Origin of the sequence: Burkholderia sp. BCC1644 (genome assembly GCF_902833225.1) — a bacterium.
GTDB lineage: Bacteria > Pseudomonadota > Gammaproteobacteria > Burkholderiales > Burkholderiaceae > Burkholderia.
The window spans coordinates 42,761-57,571 of record NZ_CADFEI010000008.1 but is presented as its reverse complement, the minus strand read 5'-3'; the positions used below and the strand labels follow the sequence as shown (position 1 = coordinate 57,571).

Sequence of the window (14,811 nt, the reverse complement as noted above, 5' to 3'; positions counted from 1 at the left end):
GGCAGCGTCCGCCGGCCGTGGGCGTCAATGCCGCCGCAGGTAGCGGTACACGGTGTTGCGCGCGAGGCCAAGCTCGCGCGCAGCCGCCGATACGTTGCCGCCGTGCCGCGCGAGCACGGCGTCGATCACCGCGGCCTGGTGGCTTTGCAGCGTCGTGCCTGCGTGCGCTGTAGCCGATGCGGACGGTGTGGCCGCTGCCGTCGCAGCCGGCGCATCGTCGCAGTCGAGCCAGAAATCGTCGGGCAAATGCGCGAGCGCGATTTCGGCTTCGTCTTCGGCGAGCATGCCGGCCGTGCGCAGCACGTTGGTCATCTGCCGCAGATTGCCGGGCCAGCGGTGGCGCGTGAACGCATCGAGCACGTCGGCCGCGATACGGCGCGGCATCGGTTCGCTGCGCGCGAGCCGCGCGAGAATCCGGTCGACGAGCGCGGGCAGGTCGGTGCGCGCGGCGAGTGCCGGCAGCGTCACTGCAAGCCCGTTGATCCGGTAGAACAGGTCTTCACGGAACGTACCGTCCGCGATCATCGCGCGCAGGTCGCGATGGGTCGCGCAGACCACGCGCACGTCGACCGGCAGCGCGCGTGCGCCGCCGAGCGGCATGACCGCGCGCTCCTGCAGCACGCGCATCAGCCGGACCTGCTGCGCGAGCGGCATGTCGCCGATCTCGTCGAGAAACAGCGTGCCGCCGTCGGCCTGCGCGATCTTGCCGGGGCTGCCGCGCTTGCGCGCGCCCGTGAACGCGCCGTCTTCATAGCCGAACAGCTCGGCCTCGATCAGCGAATCGGGCAGCGCCGCGCAGTTGACCGCGACGAACGGGCCGTCCGCGCGCGGCGACGCCTGGTGCAGCGCGCGGGCGAGCCACTCCTTGCCGGTGCCGGTCTGGCCGAGGATCAGCAGCGGCAGGTCGCGCCCGCGGATCTTCGCGACGCGTTCGAGCACGGCGGCCATGCGTGCGTCACCGGTATCGAGCGTCGCGAACGTGATCGTGTCGGGGTCCGGCGCGCGTACGCGCACGGCCGGCGCGGGCGGCGTGACGGCGACGGCCGTCTTCTGCGCGTCCGGGAATTCGCAGCGTGCGAGCACGCGCACGCCGGTCGACAGCGTCAGGCGGAACGTCGCGCCCGGCGCGCGGGCGGCCTGCTGCGCGAGCTGGCCGAAGCGCATGCCGAACAGCGCATCGCTGGCTTGATGCTGCAGTGCGTCGAACGACGCGCCGAGCTGGAATTGCGCGCTGCGGTTCGCGGCGATCAGCCCGCCGTCGGGGCCGAATGCGACGAGCCCGGCGAACAGCGAGTCGACGCAATCCTCGTGCGCATGAAAGCGCAGGCGCAGCGCTTCTCCGCACTGGTTCGCGAACAGGTGGTTCTCGATCAGCTGCGCGGACATCCGCACGAGCGCGAGCGTATGCGGGCTGGAGCCGCGCGGGTCGCCGCTCACGTCGAGCGTGCCGAGCGTGCGGCCGAACGGATCGACGATCGGCGCGCACGAGCAGGTGAGGATGTGGTTCGCGCGCAGGAAGTGCTCGGATCCGTGCACGACGACGGCCTGGCCCGACGCGAGCGCGGTGCCGATCGCATTGGTGCCGCGCGCGCCTTCGGCCCACGACACGCCGGTGCACAGCGCGACGCGGTTGGCTTTCTCGATGAAGTCCGCATCGCCGATGCTGTGCAGGATCACGCCGTCGGCGTCGGTCAGCAGCACCAGGCTTTGCGTATCGGCGATCTGCGCGTGGAGATCTTCCATCACCGGGCGCGCGTGCGAGAACAGCGCGTGATTCGTGTCGAGCAGTTCGCGCAGCGCGATGCGCGACAGCGGTGCAAAATCCGGGCGTTCGTGCGCGCGCAGGCCGACCGCGGTCGAACGCGCATGCGCCTGCGCGAGCAGGTCGGTACGACCCGCGGTGACGGGCTGCACGAAGGGTTGCGGCATGACTTGTCTCCTGTTCCCGGGGCAACCCGGGCCGACCGAATCGGAACCGGCGGCGGAGTGCTGCTCCGCTCGCGGTGCACCATCCGGCGCGACAGCCGACCGTCCGGGTACGCATCATCATACAAGCGCCACGTGCGATGCGCGACCGCGAACAAAATCCCCTTGCTTTTAAGCGCCCACCTGCAATGATGGAAATGGAGCACGCACGCGCCGTGTTCCGCATTGCAACATGCATGCGACGCGACATGCATCCGTTCGGGAGACGCATCATGGTTCGGACGGAACTGAGAGTCGTGCTGGCGGCCATCGCCACGTTCATCATGCTGGGCGGCATTGCCGTGGCGATCCACGGATTGCTGTTCGATCTGACCGATGCGGTGCGATACGGGGCGGCCGCGATTGCGGTGGGCGTCACGACTGCCGCGATCGCGCTCAACGTCTGGCCTACCGATCCGCACTGACGTCCGTTTCCGAAACGGTGCCTGATGCCGCGCTGATCTGATGAATGACGCGTCGGAACGACGCACGCGGGAATATTTGTCTCCTGCGCGAAACCGTCTAAAGTGGAAATCAACCGGCATGCATTGACCGCGCCACACTCCGCGGTCGGGGCCTCCGCCGGCGAGCCCGCGTACATTTCGTCCGGCCGGTAGCGGACGACGGACGCGGTCATTCGTTTTCTACCGGTCGAGGCGGCTCCCATGCAGATCCATTTCACGAATGAGAAGCCTGAGTATTCGGGGCGTGACCTGATGCTTGCATTCACGGCACTGGTCAATGGCGAGCGCGTCCAATGTCAGATCACCGCCGAGGCGCTGGAAGACCACTTCGGTGCGGCATCGCCGCGCTTCGAGGACATGGTCGGCGCATTCGACCAGCACCGCGACCGTATCGAGGCGGCTGCACGACGCCTGCTGTCGGAAACCCGCGCGCAATGCGTGACGCTGCGTAGCGGTTACGTGCGCTTCTACGAGGCCAACTGGCGCTGACGACACGACGCTCGTCTTGCGGCGCGCGCGACCGAGCGCGGCGCACGCGAAGACGTTGCCTTCACGCAATGCCGTTCGGCGGAGTCGGGCGGCATTTTCGTATGCGGGTGGCGCCGGATTGCTGCCGCATCGGGGCGGCTGCTGGTGTGCCGACACGAACCGGCGTCTCGATTCGTCAGGATCGCAGAGAAAATCATTCGAATTCCAACACAATAAAAAGAGGGCACCGCACGTGGAGCATCGTTCGGGATGGGGGAAGGCGCGCCGTCTGCTGGCAGGCGCATGGTTGCTCGCGGCCGGCATGTCGATGGCCGACGGGGCCGTTCGATCGGACGACGACGCGATCGGTCGGCGCGCACCCGGTGAGGTCGACATCGTCGCGGGCGACGTCACGACGGGTGGCATCGTCGTGGCGCCGGGGCGTGTCGCGACGCCGTGTCATCGGCTCGCCGGCCGGCCGGCATTCGACATCGCATCGGCCGATGGCCGCCGTCTTCCCGCGCGACTCGTCGCGGGCAACCAGGATCGGGACATCTGCATCGTCGAAGCGACGGGTCTCGACGTCGCCGCCGTGCCGTTGACGGCGCGAAGTCCGGAAGCGGCCACGACCGCCTATCTGGCGGGCGCGCGATTCGACCGTCGTGATCCCGTCGCGCTGCGCGTGTGCTGCCATGCATGGGCCGCGGACGGCGGCATGCATTCCGGCCTGCTCGTGTCGCCGGATCCGGCGTCGCCGCGCCTGCCCGAACCGGGCGCCGGCGTCTACGACGAGCAAGGCAATCTGATCGGCATGGTGGGCGTCCGCGCGGACAATGCCGCGTCGCTCTACATGGTCCTGCCGGTCGAGTGGATGGCGACCGTGGCGGCGAAGATGCCGGCCGTCGACCTGCCGCTCGAAGCGACCGCCTGGATGAGCCAGGCGCGCGCGTACGCGGTGGCAAACGACGTCGACGGGCTGATTCGCCATGACCTTGCATGGACGGCCGCGCGACCGCAAAGCGCGTGGGCGTGGAACAACCTAGGCAATGCCTACCGCACGAGCCGGCTGCCCGATCGCGGTGCACTCAGCCTGGCCGCCTATCGCCGTTCGGTCGAAAACGATCCGTCATACGCATTTGGCTGGTCGTCGCTCGGCAACACCTATGCCGAGCTGGGGCAGATGGATCGCGCACTCGACGCGTTTCATGCCGGCATGCGTGCCGATCCGTCGGACGCGATGCTGCCGATGAATCTCGGCATCGCGTATTTGCGGCGCGGCGACAAGGCCGATGCGCGACCGTTGTTCGAACGGGGCGTACATGAACTGTCCGGTTCGCGCCAGGCAGATGCGTGGAGCCTGCTGGCCTCGACGCAGCAGGATGCCCAGGCAACCATCGGCGTGCTGTACGACGGGTTGAAGGCCTTTCCCGACGATGTGCGGCTCTGGTACGCACTCGGCCGTGCGCAATACGATCTCGGCCACCTGGCGGACGCGATCGCCAGTTACCAGCACGCGCTGAAGGCGCAGAAGGGCGGCGATCCCGCCGCAACCGCGCTCATCCAGGGCGCGCTGACCCAGGCGTATGCGCTGCAAGGCCAGTCCGGCAACGCGTCCAGCGCGATGCACAGTGCGGTTGAAGCGGCGCCGGACAATGCCGAATACTGGTTGCGGCTCGGCGCGCTGTACATGACGCAGTCGAACTATGTCGATGCGTTGAGCGCGCTCGACCGGTCCCTCAAGCTGAACGACAGCGACGCGAGGGCATGGCGGATGCACGGCGTGACGCTGGCGCAACTGGGCCAGCATGTGCATGCCGTCGCATCGTTCCGGCGCGCGGTTGCGCTGGACGAATCTCTGGCGGCGGGGTGGGTGGTGCTCGCGGGCGAACTGAACGAGACCGGCCAGCCCGACGAAGCGTCGGCCGCGGCCGCGCATGCATTGAAGCTTGATCCGTCGAACCGGTTGGCGCGGGAGGCGATGGGCATCGCGGCGATTCGCGGCAAGCGGCCCGATGCGGCGGTCGGGATCTTCGAGGAGATGAACCGCACGTATCCCGATGACGCGCAAGTCATGGCCAACCTGGCGGTCGCTTATCGCCGCACCGGGCGGGTCGATGATGCGGTGCAGTTGTATCGCCGCGTCAAGACGCTCGATTCGACGCTGGCGCAGCGGCTGTACGACGCGGAGCTCAGGGGTGTCGCGACGCCTTGATCCGCGCGGACGAGGCGGCACGGCATGCACAGCAAGAACGCCACCCGAAGGTGGCGTTTTTTCATCGTGCCGCGCGGCGATGCGCGTCGCTTACTCGCTGCCGAGATAGAAGAAGCGGAACAGGAACACGGCCGCGATGACCCACACGATCGGCTTGACCGTGCGCGCCTGGCCCGTCAGCAGCTTGAGGCCGCCGTACGCGATGAAGCCGAACGCGACGCCATTCGCGATCGAGTACGTGAACGGCATCAGCAGCGCGGTCAGTGCGGCCGGCACGGCTTCCGTTGCATCGTCCCACGGTACCTCGACCATCTCGCGCAGCATCAGGCACGACACGTACAGCAGCGCGGGCGCCGTTGCGTAGGCCGGCACGACGCCGGCGAGCGGCGCGATGAACAGGCACGCGAGGAACAGCACCGCGACGGTGATCGCCGTCACGCCCGTGCGGCCGCCCGCCTGCACGCCCGATGCGCTTTCGATGTACGCGGTGGTCGACGACGTGCCGAGCACCGAGCCCGCGACGATCGCCGTGCTGTCGGCGAGCAGCGCCTTGTTCAGCCGGTTCATCTTGCCTTCGACGAGCAGGCCCGCGCGGTTCGCGACGCCCATCAGCGTGCCCGTTGCGTCGAACAGCTCGACGAGGAAGAACACGAGGATCACGTTGATGATGCCGGTCGACAGCGCGGCGCGGATGTCGAGCTTGAACAGCGTTGCATCGATCGACGGCGGCGCGGAGAACACGCCGTGGAACTGGTTGTCGCCGAAGAAGAACGACAGGACCGTAACGCCGATGATGCCGATCAGGATCGCGCCGCGCACGCGCAGGTGGTCGAGCGTGACGATCGTGAAGAAGCCGACGATCGCGAGGATCGTGTCGTGCTTGTGCAGGTCGCCGAGCGTGACGAGCGTGGCCGGGTTGCCGACGATCACCCCCGAGGTCTTCAGCGAGATGATGCCGAGGAACAGGCCGATACCGGCGGTGATGGAGATCCGCAGCGATTTCGGAATGCCGTTGACGATCGCCTCGCGCACGCGGAACAGCGTGACGAGCAGGAACAGGCAGCCGGAGATGAACACCGCGCCGAGCGCGGCCTGCCACGTGAAGCCCATCCCCTTGACGACCGTGTAGGCGAAATACGCGTTCAGGCCCATGCCGGGCGCGCACGCGATCGGGTAGTTCGCGTACAGCCCCATGATGATCGACGCCAGCGCCGCGACGAGGCAGGTCGCGACGAACACGGATTCCTTCGGCATGCCGGCATCGCCGAGGATCGCGGGGTTGACGAAGATGATGTAGGCCATCGTCAGGAACGTGGTGACGCCCGCGAGTATTTCGGTGCGGAAGTCGGTGCCGGCTTCAGCGAAGCCGAAATACCGCTTGATGGATTCCATGAAGGCGTTTCTCCGGTCGGGTTGTCGTGTTGATTGTTGTGCCGAATTGTTGTAAAGGCAGCGCGCGGCCGGCTTAATGTAACCAGCCACTATTGCCCGGCTATCGGCGGATTGTAATAGCGCGGATAGCTCGGACGATATAGTTGGAGGGCACGATCGGTTGCCTGCGCGCGAACGGTCTGGCAGCCCGGCCGCGCGACGAAGGCGCGCATTTTACCGGTTCGCGCGGCACGGACCGGCAGAAATGGCGTAAATGGCGGAAACGGTGGAAAGGCAAGCGGGAGGAACGGGCGAAACCGGCCGATGCGTGCGCAACGGCACGGCGGCTGCGTCGCGAGTGGCGGGTGCGCGATGACACGCGACTGAAACGGAGCGCCCGCATGCTGCACGAACGCGGTGCAGGCTGCGCGTGCGCGCGGACGCACGTGCGCGGCCGGTGCGGATGCACGGCAGCGGCGTGCAGCGGCCATTCGTCAGTCCAGGCGGTGGCAGATATCGGGCTATCGTGCGCCGAAGCCATCCCGTCCGCAACTGTCATTTCGCGATGCGGGGGCGACTGTGGTTTCTGTGTAAAAGATTGCAAGACCCCATCGCGTAAACCGGCAAGTCTTTCTAGGATAGATACACCGCGCATGCACACGCCGGCCGGTAATTGCCGACGCGGGGGAGTCGCAGTCCGTGCAGGCCAGGCGGTGAATGGCGGTCAAGGCCGTTGCGCGTTCGGGCAGGCACGGCCGATTGCGATTGCCCGATGCGGGTTCGTCCGTAATCACGGAGGTCAGCATGTTGAACTGGATCAGCCGTTGGGCGATGCGACACGCCCCCACGCCGGAAAAAACCGCTGCGTCGATGCTCGTGACGGCGCGCATGGAACTGTTCGCAGCCGAACAGCGCGTCATCGATGCGAAATTACAAGCGGATTACTGGCGCACACGAGTGTCATTCCTCGAAGAGGTGCAGAAGCAGGGCATCGATCCGTGGGTGACCTCGCAGGCAGCGCAACGTCCCGACCTCGATTCAACTCCCCGGAGCACGGGCCCGCGTCTCGCCGCCAGCACCTGATGCACGCATTGCATCCGGTTGCTGCGCACGGCGTGCGATCGCTCGCGGCACGCAGTTGCGTGCCGCGGCATTCGATGCGCACCTGCGGCGTGCTGCGCCGCAGGTGCGTCCGTTTCCGGTCGCGGCCGTTCCGCGTCTCGCGTGCTTGACGGCACGTCGCTCATCCGCTTCTTCTCCATACCCCGACGAGCAAACGTTGCACTTGTGCAAGCGTGCGCCTGAAGCGCTCGCCGCGCCGCACGTACGCGGTCGTGAGCGTCGCTTCGGCCGATCGGTCGGCATCGGTGCCGAGCCAGATGCGCTCGCCGCGCGCGATGCGCAGCACGTCGCCGGGCCGCACCCAGTAATCGTCGACGCTCGGCGGGCGCGTGACCCACAGTGCCGCGCCATGCGTGCGCAGCTCCGCATCCTGCGGCGCGCGCCAGGTCATCGTCGTGCGCGGCGCGATCGCGAAACGGATCACGACAGTCGGTAACGCGATCGTGCCGGCGCGGCGCCGATCGGGACGGTCGAACAACTGGCTTGCCTGGTCCATCGTCTTCTCCATTGATTGAGCCGGATGGATGACGCGCACCAGAACAAAAAGGCCTCATCCGTTTCCGGTGAGGCCTTGTGTGACATGCGGTACTGCTCGATTGCTAACGCACAAGCGCCTCCCGTGAATCATTCTTTCGAATGTTCATCGAGCAATGAATCGCGACGGCGATGAGCTTGAACGTAGGCATGCGAACGATTTTGTTGTCGGGATGCGGTGTTGTCAACGACTATTTTCGGGATATGCGCGGGTGATCCGTTGTCGCACGTGTGCTGCGTATCACGACGTCGATGCGCGTCCGGATCAAGCGCGCGGCGATGCATGCGTCATGCGCGACTTCGACATCGTCCGCCCAGCATGCGGCGCATCTGCGCGAGCGCACGCGCAAGCCATGCGTCGCGTTTCATCACGTACGCGGTCGTGATCGACGCTGCGGCGGGCCGCTCGTCGTCGGTGCTGATCCAGATGCGATCGCCGCGCTGCACGCACAGCACGTCGCCGGTTCGTATCCAGTAATCGTCGAGGCAGCCCATCCGCGTGATCCACAGCGTCGCATCGTGCACGCGGATCTCGGCGTCGTGCTGCGCGCGCCACGCCAGCGTCCTGCGCGGCGCAACCGTGAAATGCAACTCGACTCTAGGCAATGCGATCGTATCGGTGCGGCACCGATCGGGGCAAACAACCAGCCGGCTTGCTTGGTCCATCGTCATCTCCATCCGTTGAGCCGGACAGGATGACGCGCGCCAAAACAAAAAAGGCCTCATCCGAATCCGGCGAGGCCTTGTGACATGCGTAACTGAATCGCGATGCTAATGCACAAGCGCCTCCGGTGATCGCCACGTATGGGCGTTCACTCGATTTTCATGCGCGATGGCGATTGGCTTGAGCATAGGCATGCGAACGAGTGTGTCGTGGCGCCGCAGCAATGTCAACGGAAATTTCGAGATGCGTGGCGGTTACGCGTCGCGTTGCGCGAGGCCGTTCACGAGCAGCTCGGACAGCAGGCCCGTCATCCCTTCCGGGTGCGTGGCCGCACGTGCCTTCAGCTGTTCGACGAGCTCGGCGTTGAGCTTGCACGCGAACGGCACGAGGCCCTGTTCCTGGTCGAGCTTGCGCTGCGCGCGGCGGTCGAGCTTGGCGGCGTCGTCGGCGCCCTTGCCGAAACGCGCGGAGCCCGACTGCTTCATCGCTTGCGTCAGTTTGAGCGCCTTGTTCTTTTCGAGATCGGTTTTCTTCATGGCCATCGCGGCACCTCCGGGAAATTGAAGCCGCGATTGTACGCATTTCGGCGGGCACTGCCCGCCGAGCCGGCCGGAAACACGCTCAGGCGCCCTTCGTCGTGCCCCAGTTGCCGCCGTGCGCGGCGGCTTGCGCGGCCGGCGAACGCTCGAGGTAGGCGAGCGCCTGTTCGGTCGAGCCTTCGTGGTGCGGCGTATAGCTCGGCTTGAAATAACGCAGCGCCGCGCCGATCACCTTCCAGAACGACGGCAGGTGCCCGCGCCGCGAACCCTGCCACCACGCGAGCACGAAGCCCGGGTAGCGGCCGGCGTCCGGATCGCGCTTGTACATGAATTTCGCGCCGGTCGTGATGTAGTAGAGCAGCAGCAGGATCACGAACGCCATGTGTACGCAGCGTTCCGGATAGCTGCCGCCCAGGTGCCGGTAGATGTCGAACGCGACGGTGCGGTGCTCGACTTCCTCCGCGCCGTGCCAGCGCAGCAGGTCGACCATCGTCGGGTCGGCACGGCCTTCGTCGAGCCCGTGCGCATTGAGCACCCAGTTGCCGAGATAGCCGAAGAAATGCTCGAGCGACGCGATGACGGCCAGTTGCTGCCGCAGCCAGAAGCGCGTATGGCCGATCTTCAGCCCGAACGGCTGCTCGCCGAGCACGCGCGTGAACAGCCGGTTGAGCTTCTGCGTGAACGGCTTCGTGTCGATGCCGTGCCGGTCGTAGTAGTGCTTGAGCACGCCGCCGTGCGAGCGCGAATGCACGGCTTCCTGCCTCAGGAAGCCTTCGGCCTCGTCGCGCAGGCGCGCATCGGTGATCAGCGGCAGCGCCTTGTTGTACACGCGGCAGAACCACAGCTCGCCTTCCGGGAACAGCAGGTTCAGCGTGTTGATGATGTGCGTGCTGCCCGGATCGTTCGGCACCCAGGTGATCGGCGTGTCGCTGAAGTCGAACTTCACGTGCCGGGCCTTGATCTTGTGGTAGTCGGCGGTGGTATCGGTCATGTTGTCTCCCTGTGCGGCGTCATGCGCCGTCAATGCGATGCCATGCTGACGCGGGCGATCATCCGGCCGAGCCACGGCATGAAGCGGCCGACGAAGCGCATCGCGTGCGCCTCGCCGCCGACCGCGACGACGGGGCGGTTGCGCAGCACGCCGTCGACCATCGCCTGCGCGACGGTTTCGGGTTTCAGGCCGCGCATCTGGTACAGCTTCGTCGCGCGCTTGCGCAGCCGCGCTTCGTCCTGTGCGTTGGCGCCCGCGTATTGCGTCGACGCCATGATTCCGGTCTCCGCGAAACCCGGGCACACGGCCGTCACGCCGATGCCTTGCTCCGCGAGTTCCGCGCGCATGCATTCGCTGAGCATCAGCACGGCGGCCTTCGTCGTCGCATACGCGGGCAGGTCGCGCGACGGCCCGAACGCGGCAGCCGACGCGGTGTTGACGATGTGCCCGCCGGTGCCGCGCGCGGCCATCTGCTGTGCGAACAGCCGCGAGCCGTGGATCACGCCCCACAGGTTCACGTGCAGGATGCGCTCCCAGTGCCGCGCGCTCGTGTCGAGGATGCCGCCGGCCATGCCGATGCCCGCGTTGTTGATCACGATGTCCGCGCCGCCGAGTTCGCTGCCGACCCACGTCGCGAGTGCTTCCATCTCGTCGGCGGACCCGACGTCGACGCGTTTCGCGTGTGCCCGCGCGCCGGTCAGCCCGAGCAGCAGCGCGGTGCGTTCGGCGCTCGCGAGATCGATGTCGCACGCCACGACCGTCGCACCTTCGCGGGCGAACGCGAGCGCCGCGCAGCGGCCGATGCCGCTGCCCGCGCCGGTGACGACCGCGACCTTGCCGCTGAAGCGGCCGCTCGTTGCGCGGCGGCGCGCGTTCGCGAGCGCGGGCGGTTCGTTGCCCGATTCGACCGCGTCGATCAGTTGCCCGGCGAGATCCGCGAAGCGCGCCGGATCGGCGAGCGGCAGCCAGTGGCCGGCCGCGACCTCACGGCGGTAGTACTGCGGCACCCAGCGCGACAGGTTCTCGGACAGCGCGGGGCTCACGTACTTGTCGCCGAGCGGCACGATCGTCTGCACCGGCGCATGCGCGTAGCGTTCGCGCGGCGCGAACAGGCAGCGGATGAAGTTCGCGCGATAGAGGCGCACGCCGCGCGCGCCGTCGTCGGCTTGCGTCGGGCGCGGCATGGCCGGTGTCTTCTCGAGCCGGCGCAGCAGGCGCGGCCACGCGCGGCCGAGCCACAGCCGCCAGCCGAGCTCGGGGATGAACGGCAGGTGGAACAGATACACGTACCACGACCGCACGAGCTGGCCGCCGAGCTTGGCGAGCGACGCGGGCGTCGGGCGCAGCACGCGTTCGCGCAGCCAGAAGCCGACGTGATCGAGGCACGGCCCCGAGCACGACGTGTACGACGCGATGCGGCCCGCGAGGCGCGGATCGGTGACGAATTCCCAGCCCTGGATCGAGCCCCAGTCGTGCGCGATCAGATGCACGGCGCGGCCGGGGCAGAGCGCGTCGATCACCGCGACGAAGTCGTCGGTCAGTTTCGCGAGGTGGTAGTCGGCCGTGCGCTTCGGCGCGCCGGACAGGCCCGCGCCGCGCACGTCGTAGGCGATCACGAAGTGCTTGCGCGCGAGCAGCGGCGCGACGTGCTGCCAGACGCTGCTGTCGTCGGGATAGCCGTGCACCAGCACGACCGGCGAGCGGGCCGGGTCGCCCCAGGTCTTGACCGCGAGCGTCAGGTCGCCGGAGGCGACCGCCGTTTCGCTATGAACCGATTCGAACAGGGCCAGCGGCGCTTCGTCGGAAAGAGGCTGCATCGTGAGTCCGTCGTTCAGGGATTCGGGAGGAAGGGCGCGTTCGCGTCAGGCGGCGGCCGGCACGGTCGCGACGGCCTGCGCACGCTCGGCCTGGCGGTGCTGCCAGCGGCGCACGTGCGGCAGGTCTTCGTCGAGCCAGTACGCGTCGTCTTCGGTGATGACGAGCAGCTCTTCGAATTTCGCGCCGACGCCGGCGAAGCCGAGATGCGGCTCGACGGCCCACAGGCCCGGCACCGGCGCATGCTCGGAGCGGCGGTCGATCGACCACAGCGGCGACCAGCCTTGCTGCTTCGCCGCGCGGCCCTGGTCGAGCAGCAGGTTGCGCGTCGCGTTCAGCCCGAAGCGCGCGACGAAGCGCGGCTTCGACAGCTTGTGGATCTTCGCGACGCGATGCGCGAGCACCTTGAACGGATAGGCCTTGTGGCGCGGCTCGACGCCCTGGCGGCGGCACAGCGCGTCGACTTCCTGCGCGACCTCGGCCATCGGCCGGCGCTCCTTCACGAGCCGCACGATCATCTCGCGATGGTCCATCAGGTCGTCCTGCAACTGTTCGAGGATCGGGTTGTGGCCGAGGCAGTGCGCGTAGCCGACGTCGGCGACGATGCCGTCGAGCACCGGCGCGACGTCGAGGATCACCGGCATGTCGGTTTCGAGCTGGCGGTTGCTCGGGAAGAACGCGAGATTGAAGCCGCCCATGTGCTTGAGGCCCGAGAAGCCCTCGAACGCGGTGCGGTCGCCGAACCACGCGAACGGCTTGTGCAGCCAGTCGTGCACGCCGTTGTCCTGCAGCCATTCGGTCAGGAGGCGCGCGGCTTCCTTCTCGGTGATGCCGGGGTAGAGCATCGCGCCGACGGTTTCGACGCAGCGGTACGCCAGCTGCTGGACCGCGCGGAATTGCGGCAGCTCGTCGAGGTGGACTTCCGGCAGCGGGTGATGGTCGGCCATGGTGCGTCTCCGTTGGGGCGCTGATCCGGAACGCGCCCGCCGGCGTCGCCGTCGCGGGTTATTCAGTCAGCATTTAATGTGTCATTGAGCGATGTAAAGATCATAGACGGATACGCGCGCCGGGAAGTGAGGATTTGTCCTAATGGAAGGGGGAAATGGAGGGGAGCCTCTAGGTTTCCCGACGATGGCGCGAGCGGGCCCGTTGCCGGCCCGGATGGCCCGGATGGCCGGGTTCGGCCGTCTTGTGGCGCCCGGCATGTCGCGCCGGATCAACTCGCCGTCGCGTCGCGGCGTGACGCTGTCAAATTGCCGAAATAATTTCGTCACATCATTCGCCCCCAATTCGAAGCCGCCCCGGCTTCGCGACGGCGATGAGCCGCCAGTGCGCCGCACGGGGCAGTGACCGAAGCCGATTCGACAATTTCGAGGAGAGAGACCATGCAACGCCGCCAGTTCATGAACACCCTTGCCGCGGCGACCGCCGCGACGTCGCTGATGCTCAAGGCCGGCACCGCCGACGCAAAGAGCGCAGCCGTGCCGGATCCGCTGGACCCGGGCCGCTGGTCGCCGTTCAACGCCGCGCGCCTGCAGGCGGTGCTCGACCGGCATGGCGTCGCGAGCGCGCGCTACGACGAAAAGCGCCGCCCGTACGCGGTGTTCGACTGGGACAACACGTGCATCATGAACGACTGCGAAGAAGCGTTGCTGATGTACCAGATCAACCATCTTCAGTACAAGCTGACGCCGGACGAATTCGTCGCCGTGATGTGGAAGGACGTGCCGAAGGGCGCGTTCATGAAGGACTACACGACCGTCGACGGCAAGCCGGTGACGATGGAGGATCTCGCCGCCGACGTCGAATCCGACTACCGCTGGCTCTACGCGAACTACAAGGGGTTCGGCGGCGAGAAGAGCCTCGACGAGATTCGCGAGACCGACCAGTTCAAGGATTTCCGCGCGAAGCTGTACTTCATGTACGACGCGATCTGCGACACGCACCCGCTCGAAGTCGGCTACAAGTGGATCATCTACTTCTACAAGAACATGACGACCGCCGAGCTGCAGGCGATGGCGGAAGCGTCGGACAACTACGGGATCGGCGACGCGCTGCGCAAGGTCCGCTACGAAAGCCCGAAGACGCTGCCGGGCAAGGCCGGCGTGGTGGCCGACACGCATTTCCACGGCATTCGCATTCATGAGGAAATCCGCGCCGTGATGCACACGCTGCGCGCGAACGGCATCGACGTGTACGTGAGCACCGCGTCGCTCGACGACGTCGTGCGCGTGTTCGCCGGCAATCCGAACTATGGCTACGGCGTGCCGCCGGAGAACGTGATCGGCCTGCGCCTCGACATGCGGGACGGCAAGTACACGAGCACCTATCCGGCCGGCTGGCATTTCAACTGGGGGCCCGGCAAGACGGTGGGCATCCGCAACGTGCTCGAATCGAAGAAGGGCTACGGCCCGCTGCTGGTGTTCGGCGACAGCGACGGCGACGCGTGGATGCTGCGCGACTTCAAGGACACCGCGGCCGGCGTGATCGTCAACCGGATGAAGAAGGGCGAGATCGGCGCGGACAGCAAGCTCGCGGCCGAGCAGATCGGCCAGCAGGACGCGCGCTTCCTGCTGCAGGGCCGCGACGAGCACACGGGCCTGATGATCCCGGACGAGAAGTCGATCAAGTACGGCAAGACCGAGCGCAAGCTGCTTGCTTGATGT

13 protein-coding genes are annotated in these 14,811 nt (G+C 67.0%); 5 read left to right on the top strand and 8 right to left on the bottom strand.

All coding sequences use genetic code 11. The features are described from left to right. Nucleotides 1-24 precede the first annotated feature (24 nt). On the bottom strand, nucleotides 25-1,929 hold the full coding sequence (locus HWX87_RS17440; RefSeq protein WP_176048274.1) for a sigma-54-dependent Fis family transcriptional regulator: 1,905 nt from the start codon (nucleotides 1,927-1,929) through the stop codon (nucleotides 25-27). Nucleotides 1,930-2,114: 185 nt separating this feature from the next. On the opposite strand from HWX87_RS17440, the gene HWX87_RS17435 reads away from it, so the two are divergent. From HWX87_RS17435 to HWX87_RS17425, 3 genes are all read left to right on the top strand, one after another. Next, the gene (locus HWX87_RS17435; protein ID WP_235212474.1) at nucleotides 2,115-2,390 is read left to right on the top strand and encodes a DUF2964 family protein; all 276 of its coding nucleotides are present in this window, start codon (nucleotides 2,115-2,117) and stop codon (nucleotides 2,388-2,390) included. 240 nt (nucleotides 2,391-2,630) lie between these two features. Then, on the top strand, nucleotides 2,631-2,918 hold the full coding sequence (locus HWX87_RS17430) for a DUF1488 domain-containing protein (protein WP_011354308.1): 288 nt from the start codon (nucleotides 2,631-2,633) through the stop codon (nucleotides 2,916-2,918). 232 nt (nucleotides 2,919-3,150) lie between these two features. Further along, the gene (locus HWX87_RS17425; RefSeq protein WP_176048273.1) at nucleotides 3,151-5,109 is read left to right on the top strand and encodes a serine protease; all 1,959 of its coding nucleotides are present in this window, start codon (nucleotides 3,151-3,153) and stop codon (nucleotides 5,107-5,109) included. A 90-nt stretch (nucleotides 5,110-5,199) separates the two neighbouring features. On the opposite strand, the gene HWX87_RS17420 is transcribed toward HWX87_RS17425, so the two are convergent. After that, a complete protein-coding gene (locus HWX87_RS17420; RefSeq protein WP_176048272.1) occupies nucleotides 5,200-6,501 on the bottom strand; it encodes an NCS2 family permease in 1,302 nt (433 codons plus the stop codon). 783 nt (nucleotides 6,502-7,284) lie between these two features. Here HWX87_RS17420 and HWX87_RS17415 point away from each other — a divergent pair. Beyond that, the gene (locus tag HWX87_RS17415; protein ID WP_006480752.1) at nucleotides 7,285-7,563 is read left to right on the top strand and encodes a hypothetical protein; all 279 of its coding nucleotides are present in this window, start codon (nucleotides 7,285-7,287) and stop codon (nucleotides 7,561-7,563) included. Nucleotides 7,564-7,723: 160 nt separating this feature from the next. Here the strand turns inward: HWX87_RS17415 and HWX87_RS17410 are convergent, their stop codons facing one another. The 6 genes from HWX87_RS17410 to HWX87_RS17385 all read right to left on the bottom strand — a co-directional run bounded on the left by HWX87_RS17410 (nucleotide 7,724) and on the right by HWX87_RS17385 (nucleotide 13,092). Next, nucleotides 7,724-8,098: a DUF2917 domain-containing protein gene (locus tag HWX87_RS17410; protein ID WP_176048271.1), complete on the bottom strand. Its 375-nt coding sequence runs from the start codon at nucleotides 8,096-8,098 to the stop codon at nucleotides 7,724-7,726. Between the two features lie 326 nt (nucleotides 8,099-8,424). After that, complete coding sequence (locus tag HWX87_RS17405; protein WP_176048270.1) at nucleotides 8,425-8,802, bottom strand: DUF2917 domain-containing protein; 378 nt, start codon at nucleotides 8,800-8,802, stop codon at nucleotides 8,425-8,427. A gap of 252 nt (nucleotides 8,803-9,054) precedes the next feature. Continuing rightward, nucleotides 9,055-9,342: a hypothetical protein gene (locus HWX87_RS17400; RefSeq protein ID WP_176048269.1), complete on the bottom strand. Its 288-nt coding sequence runs from the start codon at nucleotides 9,340-9,342 to the stop codon at nucleotides 9,055-9,057. Between the two features lie 79 nt (nucleotides 9,343-9,421). Beyond that, nucleotides 9,422-10,330: a metal-dependent hydrolase gene (locus tag HWX87_RS17395; protein WP_176048268.1), complete on the bottom strand. Its 909-nt coding sequence runs from the start codon at nucleotides 10,328-10,330 to the stop codon at nucleotides 9,422-9,424. 29 nt (nucleotides 10,331-10,359) lie between these two features. Continuing rightward, the gene (locus tag HWX87_RS17390) at nucleotides 10,360-12,147 is read right to left on the bottom strand and encodes an SDR family oxidoreductase (protein WP_176048267.1); all 1,788 of its coding nucleotides are present in this window, start codon (nucleotides 12,145-12,147) and stop codon (nucleotides 10,360-10,362) included. Nucleotides 12,148-12,192: 45 nt separating this feature from the next. Beyond that, nucleotides 12,193-13,092: a M24 family metallopeptidase gene (locus HWX87_RS17385; RefSeq protein WP_176048266.1), complete on the bottom strand. Its 900-nt coding sequence runs from the start codon at nucleotides 13,090-13,092 to the stop codon at nucleotides 12,193-12,195. A 438-nt stretch (nucleotides 13,093-13,530) separates the two neighbouring features. On the opposite strand from HWX87_RS17385, the gene HWX87_RS17380 reads away from it, so the two are divergent. Then, the gene (locus tag HWX87_RS17380; RefSeq protein ID WP_176048265.1) at nucleotides 13,531-14,808 is read left to right on the top strand and encodes a haloacid dehalogenase-like hydrolase; all 1,278 of its coding nucleotides are present in this window, start codon (nucleotides 13,531-13,533) and stop codon (nucleotides 14,806-14,808) included. Nucleotides 14,809-14,811: the final 3 nt, after the last annotated feature.